Origin of the sequence: Streptomyces sp. B1I3 (assembly GCF_030816615.1) — a bacterium.
In the GTDB taxonomy this organism is placed as follows: domain Bacteria; phylum Actinomycetota; class Actinomycetes; order Streptomycetales; family Streptomycetaceae; genus Streptomyces.
This window is the reverse complement of the sequence record NZ_JAUSYD010000001.1, coordinates 6060489-6079079: the sequence shown is the minus strand read 5'-3', so window position 1 is coordinate 6079079 and position 18591 is coordinate 6060489. Positions and strand designations below refer to the sequence as shown.

General features: G+C 70.7%; 16 protein-coding genes. 2 read left to right on the top strand and 14 right to left on the bottom strand.

All coding sequences use genetic code 11. The annotated features are described in order from the left end of the window. Positions 1 to 207: 207 nt before the first annotated feature. The 14 genes from QFZ58_RS27565 to uvrA all read right to left on the bottom strand — a co-directional run bounded on the left by QFZ58_RS27565 (position 208) and on the right by uvrA (position 17037). On the bottom strand, positions 208 to 1719 hold the full coding sequence (locus QFZ58_RS27565; RefSeq protein WP_307127596.1) for a PH domain-containing protein: 1512 nt from the start codon (positions 1717 to 1719) through the stop codon (positions 208 to 210). Further along, positions 1716 to 2219 (bottom strand): PH domain-containing protein, encoded by a 504-nt coding sequence (locus QFZ58_RS27560; protein WP_307127595.1) that lies wholly within the window; start codon positions 2217 to 2219, stop codon positions 1716 to 1718. The genes QFZ58_RS27565 and QFZ58_RS27560 overlap by 4 nt, the downstream gene beginning before the upstream one ends. 4 nt (positions 2220 to 2223) lie before the next feature. After that, positions 2224 to 3876 (bottom strand): glucose-6-phosphate isomerase, encoded by a 1653-nt coding sequence (gene pgi / locus QFZ58_RS27555; protein ID WP_307127594.1) that lies wholly within the window; start codon positions 3874 to 3876, stop codon positions 2224 to 2226. Between the two features lie 153 nt (positions 3877 to 4029). Next, the gene (locus QFZ58_RS27550; RefSeq protein ID WP_073747820.1) at positions 4030 to 4365 is read right to left on the bottom strand and encodes an RNA polymerase-binding protein RbpA; all 336 of its coding nucleotides are present in this window, start codon (positions 4363 to 4365) and stop codon (positions 4030 to 4032) included. A gap of 109 nt (positions 4366 to 4474) precedes the next feature. After that, positions 4475 to 4711 carry a preprotein translocase subunit SecG gene (gene secG / locus QFZ58_RS27545; RefSeq protein WP_307127593.1) on the bottom strand — a complete coding sequence of 79 codons (237 nt, stop codon included), beginning with the start codon at positions 4709 to 4711 and terminating at the stop codon, positions 4475 to 4477. A 114-nt stretch (positions 4712 to 4825) separates the two neighbouring features. Next, on the bottom strand, positions 4826 to 5602 hold the full coding sequence (gene tpiA / locus QFZ58_RS27540) for a triose-phosphate isomerase (RefSeq protein ID WP_307127592.1): 777 nt from the start codon (positions 5600 to 5602) through the stop codon (positions 4826 to 4828). A gap of 6 nt (positions 5603 to 5608) precedes the next feature. Continuing rightward, positions 5609 to 6820, bottom strand: coding sequence for a phosphoglycerate kinase (gene pgk / locus QFZ58_RS27535; protein ID WP_307127591.1), 1212 nt, complete (start codon positions 6818 to 6820; stop codon positions 5609 to 5611). A gap of 110 nt (positions 6821 to 6930) precedes the next feature. Then, entirely contained in the window at positions 6931 to 7941 is a 1011-nt protein-coding gene (gene gap, locus QFZ58_RS27530) for a type I glyceraldehyde-3-phosphate dehydrogenase (RefSeq protein ID WP_307127590.1), read from the bottom strand. Positions 7942 to 8132: 191 nt separating this feature from the next. Then, positions 8133 to 9122 (bottom strand): DNA-binding protein WhiA, encoded by a 990-nt coding sequence (gene whiA, locus QFZ58_RS27525; RefSeq protein WP_030919772.1) that lies wholly within the window; start codon positions 9120 to 9122, stop codon positions 8133 to 8135. Continuing rightward, positions 9113 to 10147 carry a uridine diphosphate-N-acetylglucosamine-binding protein YvcK gene (gene yvcK, locus QFZ58_RS27520; RefSeq protein ID WP_307127589.1) on the bottom strand — a complete coding sequence of 345 codons (1035 nt, stop codon included), beginning with the start codon at positions 10145 to 10147 and terminating at the stop codon, positions 9113 to 9115. The genes whiA and yvcK overlap by 10 nt, the downstream gene beginning before the upstream one ends. Beyond that, entirely contained in the window at positions 10144 to 11088 is a 945-nt protein-coding gene (gene rapZ, locus QFZ58_RS27515; RefSeq protein ID WP_307129012.1) for an RNase adapter RapZ, read from the bottom strand. The genes yvcK and rapZ overlap by 4 nt, the downstream gene beginning before the upstream one ends. Positions 11089 to 11165: 77 nt before the next feature. Then, positions 11166 to 13229 carry an excinuclease ABC subunit UvrC gene (gene uvrC, locus QFZ58_RS27510; protein WP_307127588.1) on the bottom strand — a complete coding sequence of 688 codons (2064 nt, stop codon included), beginning with the start codon at positions 13227 to 13229 and terminating at the stop codon, positions 11166 to 11168. A gap of 110 nt (positions 13230 to 13339) precedes the next feature. Further along, positions 13340 to 13768 (bottom strand): Rieske (2Fe-2S) protein, encoded by a 429-nt coding sequence (locus tag QFZ58_RS27505; RefSeq protein ID WP_307127587.1) that lies wholly within the window; start codon positions 13766 to 13768, stop codon positions 13340 to 13342. Between the two features lie 251 nt (positions 13769 to 14019). Beyond that, positions 14020 to 17037 (bottom strand): excinuclease ABC subunit UvrA, encoded by a 3018-nt coding sequence (uvrA, locus tag QFZ58_RS27500; RefSeq protein WP_307127586.1) that lies wholly within the window; start codon positions 17035 to 17037, stop codon positions 14020 to 14022. A 174-nt stretch (positions 17038 to 17211) separates the two neighbouring features. Here uvrA and QFZ58_RS27495 point away from each other — a divergent pair, with 174 nt between their 5' ends. Together QFZ58_RS27495 and QFZ58_RS27490 are read left to right on the top strand one after the other, a co-directional pair. After that, positions 17212 to 17901 (top strand): maleylpyruvate isomerase family mycothiol-dependent enzyme, encoded by a 690-nt coding sequence (locus QFZ58_RS27495; RefSeq protein ID WP_307127585.1) that lies wholly within the window; start codon positions 17212 to 17214, stop codon positions 17899 to 17901. A 10-nt stretch (positions 17902 to 17911) separates the two neighbouring features. After that, complete coding sequence (locus QFZ58_RS27490; RefSeq protein WP_307127584.1) at positions 17912 to 18568, top strand: MBL fold metallo-hydrolase; 657 nt, start codon at positions 17912 to 17914, stop codon at positions 18566 to 18568. Positions 18569 to 18591: the final 23 nt, after the last annotated feature.

Here is an 18591-nt window from a genome sequence, read left to right as displayed (position 1 = left end):
GCCCCGGTCCCGCTCCCCGGAGCGGGGCCGGGGCCTCTCCCGTGGTGCGCCCGGTCCGGGTGCCGCACCACCCGGCCGTCCGGGGCGGGCATCCCGGCCGGATCCCACGAGATGCCGTCCCCGGATTCCGGGCGGGAGCGGGTCCGCTCCCCTCTCCGGGCACCCGGCGGGCCAGGTCCCTGTCCCCCTCCTCCGGGCCCCGTCGCCTCAGCCGCGTTCCAGGAAGGGCTCCAGCAGCCCCGGCACGGCGTCGGCGGCGAAGACCAGCCCTTCGGAGGCGTCCGTGTCGTACGCCGTGTAGGCGCCCGCTCCGGCTGCCGTCGTGGCGGTGACGTCCAGCAGCCCGGCCCGGCGCTGGACGTACGACTGCCTCACGGTCCAGCCGATCACGCCGTCGCGCCGGAGGGCCGCCGTGGAGCGTCGGAAAGTCCCGGACCGGGTCACGAGGTATCCGCCGCTCAGCGTGTGCCCCAGGGACCGGTAGGCGTCGAGGCCCAGCGCCACGGCGAGCGGCAGGCACACGAGGGCGCAGCCGAGCGCGATCCACATCAGTACGGGCGTCAGCAGCGCGCCCGGCACCGCCAGGACCAGCACAGGGGCGAGGGCCGCCGCGAGGGCCCGGCGCAGCCGCCTGCCACGGGCGGCCGGCGGGTGGGTCGTCAGCGGCGCGCCGGTCGGTGCGACGGGCTCGCGCAGCACCTCGGCGGCGACCGCGTCGGCGAATGCCCGGGGCGCGGCCGGCAGCAGGGTGTTGTGGTCGGCCTTGTGTGCTTCCTCGTCCTTCGCCAGGCCCGTGGTGACGGCGTCCACCCGGGCCGCGCCGACCAGCCGTACGCCGAGGGGTTCCACCAGGTCCACCCCGCGCAGCCGCCGTTCCTCGACGGAGAGCGAGCGTGCGGTGAACAGTCCGCGCCGCACCCGCAGGGTGCCGCCCGGTTCGCGCTCCAGCCGGTAGTTCCACCACATCTCGGCCCAGAGCCCGAGCGCTCCGGCGATCCCGGCGGCCAGCGCCGCCGCCACCAGGACGATGACCGTCCGGAGCGGGGAGGTGTCGCGGAACCGGTCGGCGACCCACTCGACGACCTCGCCCTGCGCCCCGACCCATTCGCTGACCTGCATGACGCCTCCGGCCGCCGCGCCGCCGAGCACGGGCACGACGAAGAAGACCGGCGCGTAGCGGATCCAGCGGGGGTCCAGTCTGGCCAGCTCGCCCTCGCGGTGCGTGCCGGGGGCCGCCTCGGCGATCCGGTCGAGGAGTTCACGGCGCAGCCTCTCGCCCTCGGCCCGGCCGACGGGGTCGAGTTCCAGCGTGGACTCCCCCCCGGTCTGCTCGCCCGTGCCGATACGGACCGTGACCAGTCCGAGGGCCCGCTGCAGTGGGTGAGCGGTCAGGTCGACGCTGCGGATCCGCTCACGGGCCAGGGAGCGGCGTCTGGCCAGAAGGAGCCCGGTGTGCAGCTCGACCCGTGCACCGCCGACGCGGTACCGGGTGCGCCGCCACCGTACGTAGTCCCCCGCGGCGGCACAGCCGATGAGGAGCACGGCCCCGGCCAGCGCCCATCCGGCGGCGGCGGGATATCCCAGCCGTCCGGACAACCCCGCCACGACCGGGAGGGCGGCGCCCACCGCCACCCCCGCCGTCACGAGCGCGGTGGCCAGGACCGTCCGCCGGTGGATCCGCTCCCACGCGGGACCGGTCTCGTCGGCGGCGGTGCTCATGTGGCGTCACCGGGCGTGCCCTGGGTGATCCGGGTGAGCCGCTCGGCGAGGTCCGCGGCCGTCTCGTGGCCGAGACCCTCGATCCTCACGGCTCCCTTGGCGGAGGCGGTGGTGACGGTGACCGTGGCCAGCCCGAAGAGCTGTTCCAGCGGGCCGCGCACGGTGTCCACGGTCTGGATGCGGGACATCGGCGCGATCCGCCATTCCCGCAGGACGACCCCGGTCCTCACGTAGACCGCCTCGTCGGTGACCTCCCAGCGGTGCGTGCGGAACCACCAGGGAGGGAAGAGGACGGCGCACGACAGCCCGACGGCCACCAGCACGGCCGCGGGCATCCACAGCCAGAACCTCGCCGTGGCGACGAACGCGCCGAGGGTGCCCAGAACGGCCGCCGGGGCCGCCGTCAGCAACAGGCACCGGGCCCGCCACCAGCCGACGGCCCGCCGGGCCGGTGCGTTCCGCGGCGGCCGGAGCCGTACCGTCCCCTCCCCCGCCCCCACCGGCTCAGCGACCGCGCAGTGTGCGGTACGTGGCCACGAGCGCGGCGGTGGAGCTGTCCAGCCCCTCACCGCCGGTGCCCTCGGTCAGGACCGGTTCGATCTTCTTGGCGAGGACCTTGCCGAGTTCGACGCCCCACTGGTCGAAGGAGTCGATGTTCCACACGGCACCCTGGACGAAGACCTTGTGCTCGTACAGCGCGATCAGCTGGCCGAGCACCGACGGGGTGAGACGGTCCGCGAGGATCGTGGTCGTCGGGTGGTTGCCCCGGAAGGTCTTGTGCGGGACGAGCTCCTCGGGCACGCCCTCCGCGCGGACCTCCTCGGGCGTCTTACCGAAGGCGAGGGCCTGGGTCTGGGCGAAGAAGTTGGCCATCAGCAGGTCGTGCTGGCCGATCAGCCCGGGCAGCAGGTCGTGGACCGGGGCCGCGAAGCCGATGAAGTCGGCCGGGATGATCTTGGTGCCCTGGTGGATCAGCTGGTAGTAGGCGTGCTGCCCGTTGGTGCCGGGGGTGCCCCAGACGACCGGGCCCGTCTCCCACTCCACCGGATTGCCGTCCCGGTCCACGGACTTGCCGTTGGACTCCATGTCCAGCTGCTGCAGGTACGCGGTGAACTTGGACAGGTAGTGGCTGTAGGGCAGCACCGCGTGCGACTGGGCGTCGAAGAACTGGCCGTACCAGATGCCCAGCAGGCCCAGCAGCAGCGGGGCGTTCTCCTCGGCGGGAGCGGTACGGAAGTGCTCGTCGACGAGGTGGAAGCCGTCGAGCATCTCGCGGAACCGGTCGGGGCCGATGGCGATCATCAGCGAGAGGCCGATCGCCGAGTCGTAGGAGTACCGGCCGCCGACCCAGTCCCAGAACTCGAACATGTTGGCCGTGTCGATGCCGAAGTCCGCGACCTTCTCCGCGTTGGTCGACAGGGCCACGAAGTGCTTGGCGACGGCGTCCTGACCGGCCCTCAGCTCGGTGAGCAGCCAGTCGCGGGCGGAGGTGGCGTTGGTGATGGTCTCGATCGTCGTGAAGGTCTTGGACGCGACGACGAAGAGCGTCTCGGCCGGGTCGAGGCCCTGTACCGCCTCGTGCAGGTCGGCGCCGTCGACGTTCGACACGAAGCGGACGGTGAGCGAGCGGTCCGTGAAGGAGCGCAGCACCTCGTACGCCATGGCGGGTCCGAGGTCGGAGCCGCCGATACCGATGTTGACGATGTTCTTGATCGGCTTCCCGGTGTGGCCGGTCCACTCGCCCGCCCGGATCCGGTCGGAGAAGGCGGCCATCCTGTCGAGGACGGCGTGCACGGCCGGCACCACGTTCTCGCCGTCGACCTCGACCACCGCGCCCCGCGGGGCACGGAGCGCGGTGTGCAGGACGGCACGGTCCTCGGTCGTGTTGATCTTCTCGCCGCGGAACATGGCGTCCCGCAGCCCGGCCACGTCCGTGGCGGCGGCGAGCTCACGCAGCAGGCGCAGCGTCTCGTCGGTGACCAGGTGCTTGGAGTAGTCGATGTGGAGGTCGCCGACCCGGAGGGTGTACTGCTTCCCCCGGTCCGGCGCGTCCGCGAACAGCTGCCGCAGATGCGTTTCCCCGAGCTCCTCACGGTGCTTGCCGAGAGCCGTCCACTCGGGCATCTGGCTGAGCTTGGTTCGGCTTTGTGCGTTCATCCCGGAAATCGCCCACTTCTCTCGTACCTGCAACCTTCCCCGCTGCCCCTCCAACCTAATTGATCCGGAGGGTGCGACGGGGCACCGGCGAGCTGGTGGGCGACATACGGATTCCGGCCGGGCACCCAGGGGGTGGCCGGCCGGTGAAGAGTCTCAGATCTCGCCTCGGAGTTTCGCGAGGGCCTCGGCGAGGATCGCCTCGCCGTCCGCGTCGCTGCGCCGTTCCCGTACGTACGCGAGGTGCGTCTTGTACGGCTCGGTGCGGGGCGGGTCCGGCGGGTTGTCCTGGTCCTGCCCGGCCGGGAAGCCGCAGCGCGGGCAGTCCCAGGTCTCCGGTACCTGCGCGTCATGGGCGAAGCTCGGCTGCGTCTCGTGCCCGTTCGAGCACCAGAAGGAGATGCGGAGGCGCGGCGCGGACTCGCCCCGCTCGGCCTCCCCCATCGGCCCCGCTCCGACCCGGCTTCCCCGGATCGCGTTGCCACTTGCCACGGTCGTAACTCCCTGCGTGATGGTGCTCGAAGATGCCCCAGTCTACGTAAGGCCCAACGCGCGTCCAGTGAAAGGAGTTACACCGTCACCGGGAATCGCGGACGCGGGGTCAGCTGTCCAGCTTGATGAGCAGACCAAGGACAACAATGCACGCGAACCAGCCCAGGCCGACCACGACGGTGATGCGGTCGAGGTTGCGCTCGGCGACCGAGGAGCCGCCCACGGAGGACTGCATTCCGCCACCGAACATGTCGGAGAGGCCGCCGCCCTTTCCCTTGTGCATCAGCACCAGCAGCATCAGCAGCAGGCTGAAGACGATCAGGGCGATCTCGAACGCCAAAATCACGGCTGGTCCCTACTTTCCGGAAATTCCTAGGACTGCATGTACGAACAGCGGGGGCCGGGGGTGGTACCCCCCTCGGCCCCCGCTAGGGTACGACGGATCCGCGCTACCGCATACTCACTGGTCGCGGAAGCGGACGATCTTGACGAACTCGTCGGCGTCGAGCGCGGCGCCGCCGATCAGGGCGCCGTCCACGTCGGGCTGCGCCATGATGGCCGCGACGTTGCCCGACTTCACCGAGCCGCCGTACTGGATGCGGACGGCGTCGGCCAGTTCCTGCGAGTACAGCTCGGCGAGTCGGCCGCGGATCGCTCCGCACACCTCCTGGGCGTCCTCGGGGGTGGCGACCTCGCCGGTCCCGATGGCCCAGACAGGCTCGTAGGCGATCACGATGGACTCGGCCTGCTCGGCCGGGATGTCCTTCAGGGCGCCGTCGAGCTGCGCGAGGGTGTAGGAGACCTGGTCACCGGCCTTGCGGATGTCCAGGCCCTCGCCCACGCAGAGGATCGGGGTCAGGCCGTGCTTGAACGCGGCCTTCACCTTGGCGTTGCAGATCTCGTCGTTCTCGCCGTGGTACTGGCGGCGCTCGCTGTGACCGACGGCCACGAACGTGCACTTCAGCTTGGCGAGCATCGGGCCGGAGATCTCACCGGTGTAGGCGCCGGAGTCCTGGGCCGAGATGTCCTGGGCGCCGTACTTGATCTTCAGCTTGTCGCCGTCGACCAGGGTCTGCACGGACCGCAGGTCCGTGAAGGGCGGCAGGACGGCGACCTCCACGGCGTCGTAGTCCTTGTCGGCGAGGGCGAACGCGAGCTTCTGGACGTGCGCGATGGCCTCGAGGTGGTTGAGGTTCATCTTCCAGTTGCCCGCCATCAGCGGGGTGCGATTGCTCATCAGGGGTCAGTCCTCCAGTGCGGCGAGGCCGGGAAGCGTCTTGCCCTCGAGGTATTCGAGGCTGGCGCCGCCACCGGTCGAGATGTGGCCGAATGCGTTGTCGTCGAAGCCCAGGATGCGGACGGCGGCAGCGGAGTCGCCGCCGCCGACGACGGTGAAGGCCGGGGAGTCGACGAGAGCCTGGGCGAGGGCCTTGGTGCCCTCGGCGTAGTCGGGGTGCTCGAAGACACCCATCGGGCCGTTCCAGAAGACGGTGGCCGCGTCGGCGAGCTTCGCCGCGTACAGCTTGCGGGTCTCGGGGCCGATGTCCAGGCCCTCCTGGTCGGCCGGGATGGCGTCGGCGGCGACCGTGGTCGGATTGGCCGGGGCCTTGGTCTTCAGGTCGGGGAACTCCCCGGCGACCAGGACGTCGACGGGGAGCACGAACTCCACACCGACCTCCTCGGCCCGCTTGAGGTACTCCTGCACGGCCGGGACCTGGTCCTCCTGGAGCAGCGAGATGCCCACCTCGTGGCCCTTGGCCTTGAGGAAGGTGTACGCCATGCCGCCCCCGATCAGGATGCGGTCGGCCTTCTCCAGCAGGTGGTCGATGACCCCGAGCTTGTCGGAGACCTTGGCACCGCCGAGGACCACGGCGTACGGGCGCGCGACGTCCTCGGTGAGCTTCTTGAGGACGCCGACCTCGGTGGCGATGAGACCGCCGGCCGCGTGCGGCAGCCGGGCCGGGAGGTCGAAGACCGAGGCGTGCTTGCGGTGGACCGCGCCGAAACCGTCGCCGACGTACACGTCGGCGAGCTCGGCGAGCCGGTCCGCGAACGCACCGCGCTCGGCGTCGTCCTTGGAGGTCTCACCCGCGTTGAAGCGGAGGTTCTCGATGACGGCGACCTGGCCGTCGGAGAGGGCGGCGACCGTGGCGCGGGCGGACTCACCGACGGTGTCGGTCGCGAACGCGACATCGGCGCCGAGCAGTTCACCGAGGCGCGCGGCGGCCGGGGCGAGTGAGAAGGCCGGGTCCGGCGCACCCTTGGGGCGGCCGAGGTGCGAGGCGACGACCACCCGCGCGCCGGCTTCGGCGAGGCGGGCGACGGTCGGCCGGACGGCGCGGATGCGGCCGTCGTCGGTGATCGTGGTGCCGTCCAGCGGCACGTTCAGGTCGGCGCGGACGAAAACCCGCTTGCCCGCGACCCCTTCGGCGAGAAGTTCGTCGATCGTCTTCATCTGTTGCGGTACTCCTTGGAAGGACGGATGAGCACGCAAGGGGCTCGGACGGCGCCACGTTGCGCCGTCCGAGCCCCTTGCTCACATCGAGATGCCTGCCGATCCGAGGATCAGAGCTGGCCGCCGACGAAGACGGTCAGGTCGACGAGGCGGTTGGAGTAACCCCACTCGTTGTCGTACCAGCCGAGGATCTTCACCGAGTTGCCCTCCTGGACCATGGTCAGGGAGGAGTCGAAGGTGCAGGACGACGGGTCGCCGACGATGTCCGAGGAGACGATCGGGTCCTCGGTGTACGTCAGGTAGCCCTTGAGGTCACCGTCGTCGGAGGCCTTCTTGAACGCGGCGTTGACCTCGTCCTTGGTCACCTCGCGCTGCAGCGTCACGACCAGGTCGGTCGCGGAGCCCGTCGGGACCGGCACGCGCATCGCGATGCCGTCGAGCTTGCCCTTGAGCTGCGGCAGGACCAGAGCGGTCGCCTTGGCGGCGCCGGTCGTCGTCGGGATGATGTTCTCGGCGGCGGCGCGGGCGCGGCGCAGGTCCGAGTGCGGGAAGTCCAGGATGCGCTGGTCGTTCGTGTACGCGTGGACCGTCGTCATCAGGCCCCTGACGATGCCGAAGTTCTCGTCGAGAACCTTGGCCATCGGCGCCACGCAGTTGGTGGTGCAGGAGGCGTTGGAGATGACGTGGTGGCTGGCCGCGTCGTACTTGTCCTGGTTGACGCCCATCACGATGGTGATGTCCTCGTCCTTGGCCGGAGCCGAGATGAGGACCTTCTTGGCGCCGCCCGCGATGTGCTTCTCGGCGTCGGCCTTCTTGGTGAAGATGCCGGTCGACTCGATGACGATGTCGACGCCCAGCTGACCCCAGGGGATGTCGGCCGGGTTGCGCTCGGAAAGAACCTTGATGGTGTGACCGTCGACGGTGATGGTGTCGGCGGTGTGGCTCACCTCTGCCTTGAGACGACCCAGAATGGTGTCGTACTTCAGCAGGTGGGCCGTGGTCGCAGTGTCACCCAGGTCGTTGACAGCCACGATCTCGATGTCCGCACCCTGCTCCAGCAGCGCGCGGAAGTAGTTACGACCGATGCGGCCAAAGCCGTTGATGCCTACGCGGATCGTCACGAACCGATCTCCTCGTTAGGTACGCCGGTTTTCGACGCCGGCGAGTTGTATGGGATGTCCCCGACCGCCTCCGACCCTACCTCTCCCGAGGCCCGGGAGTGACATCGAGCGGGACGGGACGGACGGCGGGGTCCGTACTCCCGAGTAGGAGCACGGACCTGCGGATCCGCGGTCACGGCACGGGCGGCGGCTCAGCCGACGAGGCCGTCCGCCAGTTCCTCGCTGAGGGTCGATTCCGTGCCCGGGATCCCGAGGTCCTGGGCACGCTTGTCGGCCATGGCCAGCAGGCGCCGGATCCGGCCCGCGACGGCGTCCTTGGTCAGCGGCGGGTCGGCGAGCGCGCCCAGTTCCTCCAGGGAGGCCTGCTTGTGCTCCATGCGCAGCCGTCCGGCAGCCGCCAGGTGCTCCGGGACCTCTTCGCCCAGGATCTCCAGCGCGCGCCCCACACGGGCACCGGCGGCGACCGCGGCACGTGCGGAGCGGCGGAGGTTGGCGTCGTCGAAGTTGGCCAGGCGGTTGGCGGTGGCGCGGACCTCGCGCCGCATCCTGCGCTCCTCCCAGGCCAGGACCGACTCGTGGGCACCGAGCCGGGTCAGCAGCGCGCCGATCGCGTCACCGTCACGGACGACGACCCGGTCCACCCCGCGCACCTCGCGGGCCTTGGCCGCGATGGACAGCCTGCGGGCGGCACCGACCAGGGCGAGGGCGGCCTCGGGGCCTGGGCAGGTCACCTCCAGCGAGGAGGAGCGGCCGGGCTCGGTCAGCGAACCGTGGGCCAGGAAGGCACCCCGCCAGGCCGCCTCGGCATCGCAGGTGGCCCCCGAGACCACCTGCGGAGGCAGGCCGCGGATGGGGCGGCCGCGCCCGTCGACCAGGCCGGTCTGGCGGGCCAGCTGGTCGCCGCCCGCCACCACCCGCACGACGTAGCGGGAGCCGCGGCGCAGCCCGCCGGGAGCCATCACGATCAGCTCCGAGCTGTGCCCGAAGATCTCCAGGATGTCCCGCTTGAGCCGGCGCGCGGCCATCGCCGTGTCCAGCTCGGCCTCGATCACAATCCGGCCGCTCACCAGGTGCAGCCCGCCCGCGAACCGAAGAATCGCCGAGACCTCTGCTTTCCTGCAGCAGGTCCGGGTCACGGGAAGCCGAGAGATTTCGTCCTTCACCGCTGGCGTCATCGCCATGGGCCGATCCTTCCATGCATCCGAAAAATACGGTCGTACGCGGCGGCCAACAGCTCCGGATCATGAATCGGAACGCCGTCGGGTGAGGCCACAGGGGCCAGCTCGACCGCGGCTCCGAGCCGCTTGGCGGCGTCGGCGAGGGACTCACGGTCGGGCACGGCGGCCTCGTCGGCCAGCACCACGTCCATGGCGAGTTTAGGGGCGTGTCGTCCCAAAACCTCCAAATGACGCTGCGGTGAGAAGCCTTCTGTTTCGCCGGGCTGCGGCGCGAGGTTCAGCGAGAGGACCTTACGGGCCTTCGTGGCGATCAGCGCGTCGAGCAGTTCCGGCACCAGCAGGTGCGGGATGACGGAGGAGAACCAGGAGCCCGGACCGAGCACCACCCAGTCGGCGTCCAGAACGGCGGCGACCGCCTCCGGGACCGCCGGCGGGTCGGCCGGGACGACGTGGACCGACTGCACCTCGCCGGGGGTGAGAGCCACCGTCGCCTGTCCGCGCACGGTGACCACCTCCTCCGGACGCTCCGGGTCGTGGCCACGGACGAGAGCCTGGAGCTCCAGGGGCACGGCGGACATCGGCAGCACCCTGCCGTGCGCGCCGAGCAGCTTGCCGACGAGGTCGAGGGCCTGGACGGGGTCGCCCAGCTGCTCCCAGAGGGCGACGATGAGCAGATTGCCCACCGCGTGCTCGTGCAGGTCGCCCTTGGACTCGAAACGGTGCTGGATGACCCGGGCCCAGGTCTGGCCCCATTCGTCGTCCCCGCAGAGCGCGGCCAGCGCCTTGCGCAGGTCGCCGGGCGGCAGGACGCCGAGCTCCTCCCGGAGCCGGCCGCTGGAGCCGCCGTCGTCGGCGACGGTGACCACGGCGGTGAGATCGCCGGTGATCCGGCGCAGCGCCGTGAGCGACGCGGACAGGCCCATGCCGCCGCCGAGGGCGACGACCTTGGGCTGTGTGCCGCGCTTGCGCCCGGAGAGGGCGGCCGTGGCCCGGCTCAGCCGCCGCAGGCGCAGATTGCGACTGGTCACTCGCGCCCCATGTCCCGGTGGACGAGGACGGTCTCGACGCCTTCCGTGGCCAGCCGGGCGGCCAGCTTCTCCGACATGGCGACGGATCGGTGCTTACCGCCCGTGCAGCCGACGGCGATGGTCACGTAGCGCTTGCCCTCGCGGCGGTACCCGGCGGCGATCAGCTGCAGCAGCTCCGTGTACTGGTTGAGGAACTCCTTGGCGCCCGGCTGGTCGAACACGTACTCGGACACCTCCTCGTTGAGCCCGGTGAAGGGGCGCAGCTCGGGGACCCAGTGCGGGTTGGGCAGGAACCGGCAGTCCACGACCAGGTCGGCGTCGACCGGCAGGCCGTACTTGAAGCCGAACGACATGACCGTGGCCCGCAGCTCCGGCTCCTCGTCGCCGGCGAACTGGGCGTCCATCTTGGCCCGCAGCTCGTGCACGTTGAGGCTGGAGGTGTCGATGACCAGGTCGGCGTCGCCGCGCAGCTCGCGCAGGAGATCGCGCTCGGCCGCGATGCCGTCGACGATGCGGCCGTCGCCCTGGAGGGGGTGCGGACGGCGGACGGACTCGAAACGGCGCACGAGGGCGTCGTCGGAGGACTCCAGGAAGACGATCCGCCGGGTGACGTGCTTGTCCTCCAGGTCCGCGAGGGACTCCCGGAGGTTGTCGAAGAAGCGGCGCCCCCGCACGTCGACGACGACGGCGATGCGGGCGACGTTGCCCTGGGACCGGGCACCGAGCTCCACCATCGTGGGGATCAGCGCGGGCGGCAGGTTGTCGACGACGAACCAGCCCAGGTCCTCCAGGCACTTGGCGGCGGTGCTGCGCCCGGCGCCCGACATGCCGGAGATGATCACCAGTTCGGGGATGGCGGGCACGGCGGCCTCGGCCTTCTCCTTGGTGCTGCCCGTACTCACGTGTGCTGCTCCGTCTGCTCGGTCGGTGCCTTCGTGCATGTGTTCGCCATCGGACGCCGTGCCGCCGCGCTCCCGCTCGTCGCCGCGTTCGTCCTGGCCTTCGTGTGCGTGCTCGGTCATGTCGTGCTGCCCCCGTCGTCCTCTTCGATGATCTCTCCTGTGGCCGTGTTCACGGCAGGCGCGGCCGGGGCGGCCGTGGCGAAGGCGGCGGCCACCGATTCCGCCGTCCTGCGCCCTATCCCCGGAACCTCGCAGATCTCATCGATTGTCGCCTGCCGCAGCTTCTTGACGGAGCCGAAATGCTTGATCAGCGCGTGCTTACGGGTGTCGCCGAGGCCGGCGACGGCATCCAGCGGGCTGCTGCGGATCCGCTTGGCGCGCTTGGCCCGCTGGTAGGTGATGGCGAAGCGGTGGGCCTCGTCCCGGATCCGCTGGAGGAGGTAGAGGCCTTCGCTGGAGCGGGGCAGGACCACCGGGTCGTCGTCGCCGGGCAGCCAGACCTCTTCGAGGCGCTTGGCCAGCCCGCAGACGGCGATGTCGTCGATGCCCAGCTCGTCCAGGGCCCGCTTGGCGGCGGCCACCTGGGGCTGCCCTCCGTCGACGACGACGAGTTGCGGCGGGTAGGCGAAGCGCTTGGGGCGCCCGTCGTCCTCCCGGGGCTCCTCAGGGGAGTCCACGGCCGGAGCGGGCACGGGCTCCCCCGGAGCGGGCACGGGGCCGGAGACCGGAGCGGGCGCGGGGCCGGAGACGGCCGGGGTCTCCTCCCACTCCCCCGTGCGCTCCTTGTCCTGGAGGTAACGCTTGAAGCGACGGCCGATGACCTCGTGCATCGACCGGACGTCGTCCTGTCCTTCGAAGCCCTTGATCTGGAAGCGGCGGTATTCGCTCTTGCGCGCGAGCCCGTCCTCGAAGACCACCATGGACGCGACGACGTCCTCGCCCTGCAGGTGCGAGATGTCGAAACACTCGACGCGCAGCGGGGCGGTCTCCAGACCGAGCGCCTCGGCGATCTCCTCCAGCGCCCGGGAACGGGTCGTGAGGTCGGAGGCGCGCTTGGTCTTGTGCAGCCCGAGGGCCTGCTGGGCGTTGCGCTGGACCGTGCCCATCAGGTCCTTCTTGTCGCCCCGCTGCGGGATGCGCAGGCTGACCTGGGAGCCACGGCGGCCCGCGAGCCACTGCGCGACGGCGTCGGGGTCCTCGGGGAGGGCCGGGACCAGCACCTCCTTCGGTACGGAGTCACCCGTCTCCTCCCCGTACAGCTGTTGGAGCGCGTGTTCGACCAGGCCCGCCGTGTCGACCGCCTCGACCTTGTCGGTGACCCAGCCCCGCTGGCCGCGGACCCGTCCGCCACGGACGTGGAAGATCTGGACGGCGGCCTCGAGTTCGTCCTCGGCGACGGCGATCAGGTCGGCGTCGGTGGCGTCGGCGAGGACCACGGCGCTCTTCTCCATGGCCCGCTTCAGCGCCCCCGCGTCATCGCGCAGACGGGCCGCCCGTTCGTACTCCATGTCCTCGGCCGCCTGCGTCATCTCCTTCTCCAGGCGCCGGATGTACGTGCCCGTCCGGCCTGCCATGAAGTCGCAGAAGTCCTCGGCGAGCTCCCGGTGTTCGTCGGGGGTGACCCGGCCGACGCACGGGGCGGAACACTTGCCGATGTAGCCGAGGAGGCAGGGGCGGCCGCTCCTCTCGGCGTTCTTGAACACCCCGGCGGAGCACGTGCGCACGGGAAAGACCCGGAGCATGAGGTCGACGGTCTCGCGGATCGCCCAGGCGTGCCCGTACGGACCGAAGTAGCGCACGCCCTTGCGCTTGGCTCCGCGCATGACCTGGACGCGCGGGAACTCCTCGTTGAGCGTCACGGCGAGGTAGGGGTAGCTCTTGTCGTCGCGGTACTTGACGTTGAACCGGGGGTCGTACTCCTTGATCCAGGAGTACTCCAGCTGCAGCGCCTCGACCTCGGTGGAGACGACGGTCCACTCGACGGACGCGGCCGTGGTGACCATCGTCCGGGTGCGCGGGTGGAGACCCGACAGGTCCTGGAAGTAGTTGGCCAGGCGCTGGCGCAGGTTCTTGGCCTTCCCGACGTAGATCACCCGGCGGTGCTCGTCGCAGAATTTGTAGACCCCCGGGGAGTCGGGGATCTGTCCCGGCTTGGGGCGGTAGCTGGAGGGGTCTGCCATGTCTCACACCCTACTTGCGGGCAGTGACAGACCGGGATTCCCGACGGGACCCGGAAGACGGCTCCGGCGGGCCCGCTCCCGGCTCCGGCCCGGCGGCCCTCCCCCGCCGGTCAGGCCCCGGGGCCCGCGATGAGCTTCCCGCCCTCGACCTTCACCGGCACCGCGGGCAGCGGCACCGTGGCCGGGCCCTGCACCGCCTTGCCGGTCGTCACGTCGAAGCGGCTGCCGTGGCAGGGGCAGTCGCCCTCGATGCCCTCGACCTTGTCCAGGAGGCAGCCCGCATGGGTGCACTGGGCACTGAAGGCCTTGTACCGGCCCTCGGCCGGGCAGCTCACGACGACCCGCTGCTCGCGGTAGAGCTTCGCACCACCGACGGGGACCTCGTCCGCGGCGCCGAGCTCGACGGGCGCGGTGGGCGTGGGGGTCTGTGCGTGGCCCAGCTTCGACTCGGTCGAGCAGGCGGCCGCTCCCAGCCCGGCGGCGCCCGCGAGAGCAGCGCCCTTCAGTACGGTTCGGCGGGCGGCGGGCAGGCCGGACATGCGGTCTCCACTGGTCGGGGGGACAGAGGGGCGCCGTGTCCGTCCGGGGCGCCGGGTGCCCATCGGCATCGGGCACGGGCCGCACCGGAAGGCATCGGCGACAGACCCGACGATACCGACGGAGAACGCCTCGCACGCGACCGGCCCCGGACAGCCCGTACCGGCCCCGCCGGAGGGCGGCCACCGCCCGGCGCCGGCGGGCGCGCGAAGGACGGCCCCCGCGGTGCGGGGGCCGTCCTGGCCGGACGGTGTCAGGCCTTCCGTGCCCGGGTGGCCTTCTTGGCCGCGGGCCGCTCCGGCGCCGCCTTGGCGGCCTTCGCGGTGGCCGCCCCGCGGGCTGGGGCCTGCTTCGCGGCGACCGTCTTCTTGGCGGTCGCCCTGCGGGCCGGCTTACGGGCCGCTGGCACCGCGGCCTCGTTGATCCGGTCCGCGCCCAGGACCTCCTGGAGGAACTTCCCGGTGTGGCTCGCGGGTACCGAGGCGACGTACTCCGGGGAGCCTTCGGCGATGACCAGGCCGCCGCCGCTGCCTCCCTCGGGTCCCATGTCGATGACCCAGTCGGCCGTCTTGATGACATCGAGGTTGTGCTCGATGACGATCACCGTGTTGCCCTTGTCGACCAGGCCCGACAGCACCGTGATCAGCTTGCTGATGTCCTCGAAGTGCAGACCGGTCGTCGGCTCGTCCAGGACGTAGACCGTACGGCCCGTCGAGCGCTTCTGCAGCTCGCTGGCCAGCTTGACCCGCTGCGCCTCGCCACCGGAGAGCGTCGGCGCGGACTGACCGAGCCTGACGTATCCGAGGCCGACCTCGTTGAGCGTGCGCAGGTGCCTGGCGATCGTCGGGACGGCCTCGAAGAACTCCAGGCCCTCCTCGATCGGCATGTCCAGCACCTCGGCGATGGACTTGCCCTTGTAGTGGACCTCCAGCGTCTCCCGGTTGTACCGCGCTCCGTGGCAGACCTCGCACGGGACGTACACATCGGGCAGGAAGTTCATCTCGATCTTGATCGTCCCGTCACCGGAACAGTTCTCGCAGCGGCCGCCCTTGACGTTGAAGGAGAAGCGGCCCGGGAGGTAGCCGCGCACCTTCGCCTCCATCGTCTCGGCGAACAGCCTGCGGACGTGGTCGAAGACCCCGGTGTAGGTGGCCGGGTTGGAGCGGGGCGTCCGGCCGATCGGCGACTGGTCGACGTGGACCACCTTGTCGACGAGGTCGTCCCCGTCGACCCGGGTGTGCCGCCCGGGGACCGACTTGGCACCGTTGAGCTCACGGGCGAGGTGGGTGTAGAGGATGTCGTTGACCAGGGTCGACTTCCCGGAGCCCGAGACACCGGTGACCGCCGTGAGCACGCCCAGGGGGAAGGAGACGTCGATGTCCTGGAGGTTGTTCTCCCGGGCCCCGTGCACCGTCAGCAGGCGCGCGGGGTCGACGGGCCGCCGGACGTCGGGCATGGCGATGAACTTCTTGCCGGCCAGGTACTGCCCGGTGACCGACTCCTTGTTGGCCAGCAGTTCCTCGAGCGAGCCCGAGTGGACGACCTTGCCGCCGTGCTCACCGGCGCCGGGGCCGATGTCGACGACCCAGTCGGCGACCTTGATCGTGTCCTCGTCGTGCTCGACGACGATGAGCGTGTTGCCCATGTCGCGGAGCCGGACCAGTGTCTCGATCAGCCGGTGGTTGTCTCGCTGGTGCAGTCCGATGGACGGCTCGTCCAGCACGTACAGCACGCCGACCAGTCCGGAGCCGATCTGCGTGGCGAGCCGGATGCGCTGGGCCTCACCGCCGGAGAGGGTGCCCGCGGCACGGTTGAGCGAGAGGTAGTCGAGGCCGACGTCGACGAGGAACTTCAGCCGTTCGTTGACCTCCTTGAGCACCCGCTCGGCGATCTTCTTGTCGCGGGCGCTCAGCCTGAGCCGGCCGAGGAATTCGGCGCACTCGCTGATCGACATCGCGGAGACCTCGGCGATGGACCTCTCCATCACCGTGACCGCGAGGACGATCGGCTTGAGCCGGGTGCCCTCGCAGGTGGGGCAGGGCACCTCGCGCATGTAGCCCTCGAAGCGCTCCCGGCTGGAGTCGCTCTCCGCCTCGGAGTGGCGCCGCTTGACGAACTGCACGGCGCCCTCGAAGGACGGGGTGGTGTAGGCGCGCTCGCGCCCGTACCTGTTGCGGTAGCGCACCTCGGTCTGGATCTTGTGACCGTGGAGCAGGGCCTTCTTGGCGCGCTGCGGCAGCCCGGCCCAGGGAATGTCCGTACGGAAGCCGAGGGCGTCCGCGAGCGCGCCGATCTGGCGCCCGAAGTACTCCTTGGTGTGGCCGTGCGACCAGGGGTGGATCGCGCCCTCGTCGAGGGACTTGTCCTCGTCCGGGACGATCAGCTCCGGGTCGACCTCCATCCGCGTGCCGATGCCGGTGCAGTCGGGGCAGGCGCCGAAGGGGGAGTTGAAGGAGAAGGAGCGGGGCTCCAGCTCCTCGAAGGAGAGGTCGTCGTACGGGCAGTAGAGGTGCTCGGAGAACATCCGCTCGCGCTCGGGGTCGTCCTCGGCGAGGTCGACGAAGTCGAGCACGACCATCCCGCCGGAGAGGCCGAGCGCGGTCTCGACCGAGTCGGTCAGCCGGCGCTTGGCGCTGTCCTTCACGGTGAGGCGGTCGATGACCACCTCGATGGTGTGCTTCTCCTGCTTCTTCAGTTTGGGCGGCTCGGAGAGCTGGATCGTCGCACCGTCGACCCGGGCCCGGCTGTAGCCCTTGGTCTGCAGGTCGGCGAAGAGGTCGACGAACTCGCCCTTGCGCTCACGCACCAGCGGGGAGAGCACCTGGAAGCGGCTGCCCTCGGGCAGACCGAGCACCTTGTCGACGACGGCCTGCGGCGACTGGCGGGAGATGGCCCGGCCGCACTCGGGGCAGTGCGGCTTGCCGATCCTCGCGAAGAGCAGCCGGAGGTAGTCGTAGACCTCGGTGATGGTGCCGACCGTCGAGCGCGGGTTGCGCGAGGTCGACTTCTGGTCGATGGAGACGGCGGGCGAGAGGCCTTCGATGAAGTCCACGTCCGGCTTGTCCATCTGGCCGAGGAACTGCCGGGCGTACGAGGAGAGCGACTCCACGTAGCGCCGCTGGCCCTCGGCGAAGATCGTGTCGAACGCGAGAGAGGACTTGCCCGACCCGGACAGCCCGGTGAAGACGATGAGGGAGTCACGGGGGAGGTCGAGCGAGACGTTCTTCAGGTTGTGCTCGCGCGCGCCACGGACGATGAGACGGTCGGCCACGCCGGTCCGCACCTTTCTGGAGAGAACGAGGGGAACTGAGCCCCCGTCCCAGGATAGGGGGGCGCCACAGCGTTGTACGAAGCTTTCGACTCCGAGCGTATAGCACGCGCATTCGATTTATGGTCGGCCGCAGACTCCTTCACCCGAATGAGTGTCGAGGGCTACGCTCCCGCCATGATTGATCATGCGCACGACCTGGAAGCCCTACGGGAAGCGACCGATCGGCTGCTCAGTGCCATGGACGGACTGGGCGACGAATCACTGGCCGAGCCGTCGCGCCTGCCGGGCTGGAGCCGCGGCCATGTTCTCGCCCACCTGTCACGTAACGCCGACGCGCTCACAAATGTTCTCCAAGGACGCCCGATGTACGCGAACAGCGAAACCCGGGACGCCGACATCCGGCGTGACGCGCCCCGGCCCCTCGTCGCGCAGCTCGCCGATCTGCGCGAGAGCGGCGAGCGGTTCCTCGCGGCGGCCTCGGCTCCGGCCGACCGGTCCCGCACCGTCACGCTGCGCAACGGCGTGACGGACACGGCGGCGCGGGTGCCCTTCCGCCGCTGGATCGAGATCGAGCTGCACCACGTCGACCTGGGGCTGGGATACGAGCTGGAGGACCTCCCGGAGGAGTTCGTGACCCGGGAGAACGACTTCCTCGCGGAGCGGTTCACCGGACACCCCGACGTCGTCCCGGTCACGGCGGCGTCCGGGGACGGCCGCCTGTGGACCACGGGAGGCGGTGCGGACGGCGGACCGGTCACGGTCCGGGGCACGGCCGCGGACATCCTCGGCTGGCTCTGCGGACGCCGTGACGGCTCCGCGCTCGACGTCGAGGGCGGCCCCCTTCCCGCCCTGCCCCCGCTATAGGCTGAGGCGCATGACGTACAGCGGAGCGGTCAAGGTCGGCGGGCCTGCGCACACACACGAGCTGACGGATCTGATGATCTCCAAAGTCGCCGTCGGCGCGATGAACAACAACGCCTACCTGCTGCGCTGCAGGGCCACCGGCGAGCAGCTCCTGATCGACGCGGCCGCCGAGGCCGGCACGCTGCTGCGGCTGATCGGCGACGACGGCATCACCTCCGTCGTCACGACGCACCGGCACGGTGACCACTGGCAGGCGCTGGGCGAGGTGGTGGCGGCCACCGGCGCGCGCACGTACGCAGGCGCGTACGACGCCGAGGGCATCCCGGTCCCCACGGACGTGCTCGTCGAGGACGGCGGGACGATCGAGGTGGGCCGCGTCGTGCTGACCGCCCGCCACCTGACCGGGCACACGCCGGGGTCGATCGCCCTGGTCTACGACGACCCGCACGGGGCGCCGCACGTGTTCACCGGGGACTGCCTCTTCCCCGGGGGAGTCGGCAACACGAACAAGGACCCGGAGGCGTTCGCGCGGTTGCTCCACGACGTGGAGACCAAGCTCTTCGACCGCCTGCCGGACGAGACCTGGGTCTATCCGGGCCACGGGCACGACACCACGCTCGGCGCCGAGCGCCCGCATCTGCCGGAGTGGCGCGAGCGCGGCTGGTGACACCCCGCCGGCCGCGTCCGCGG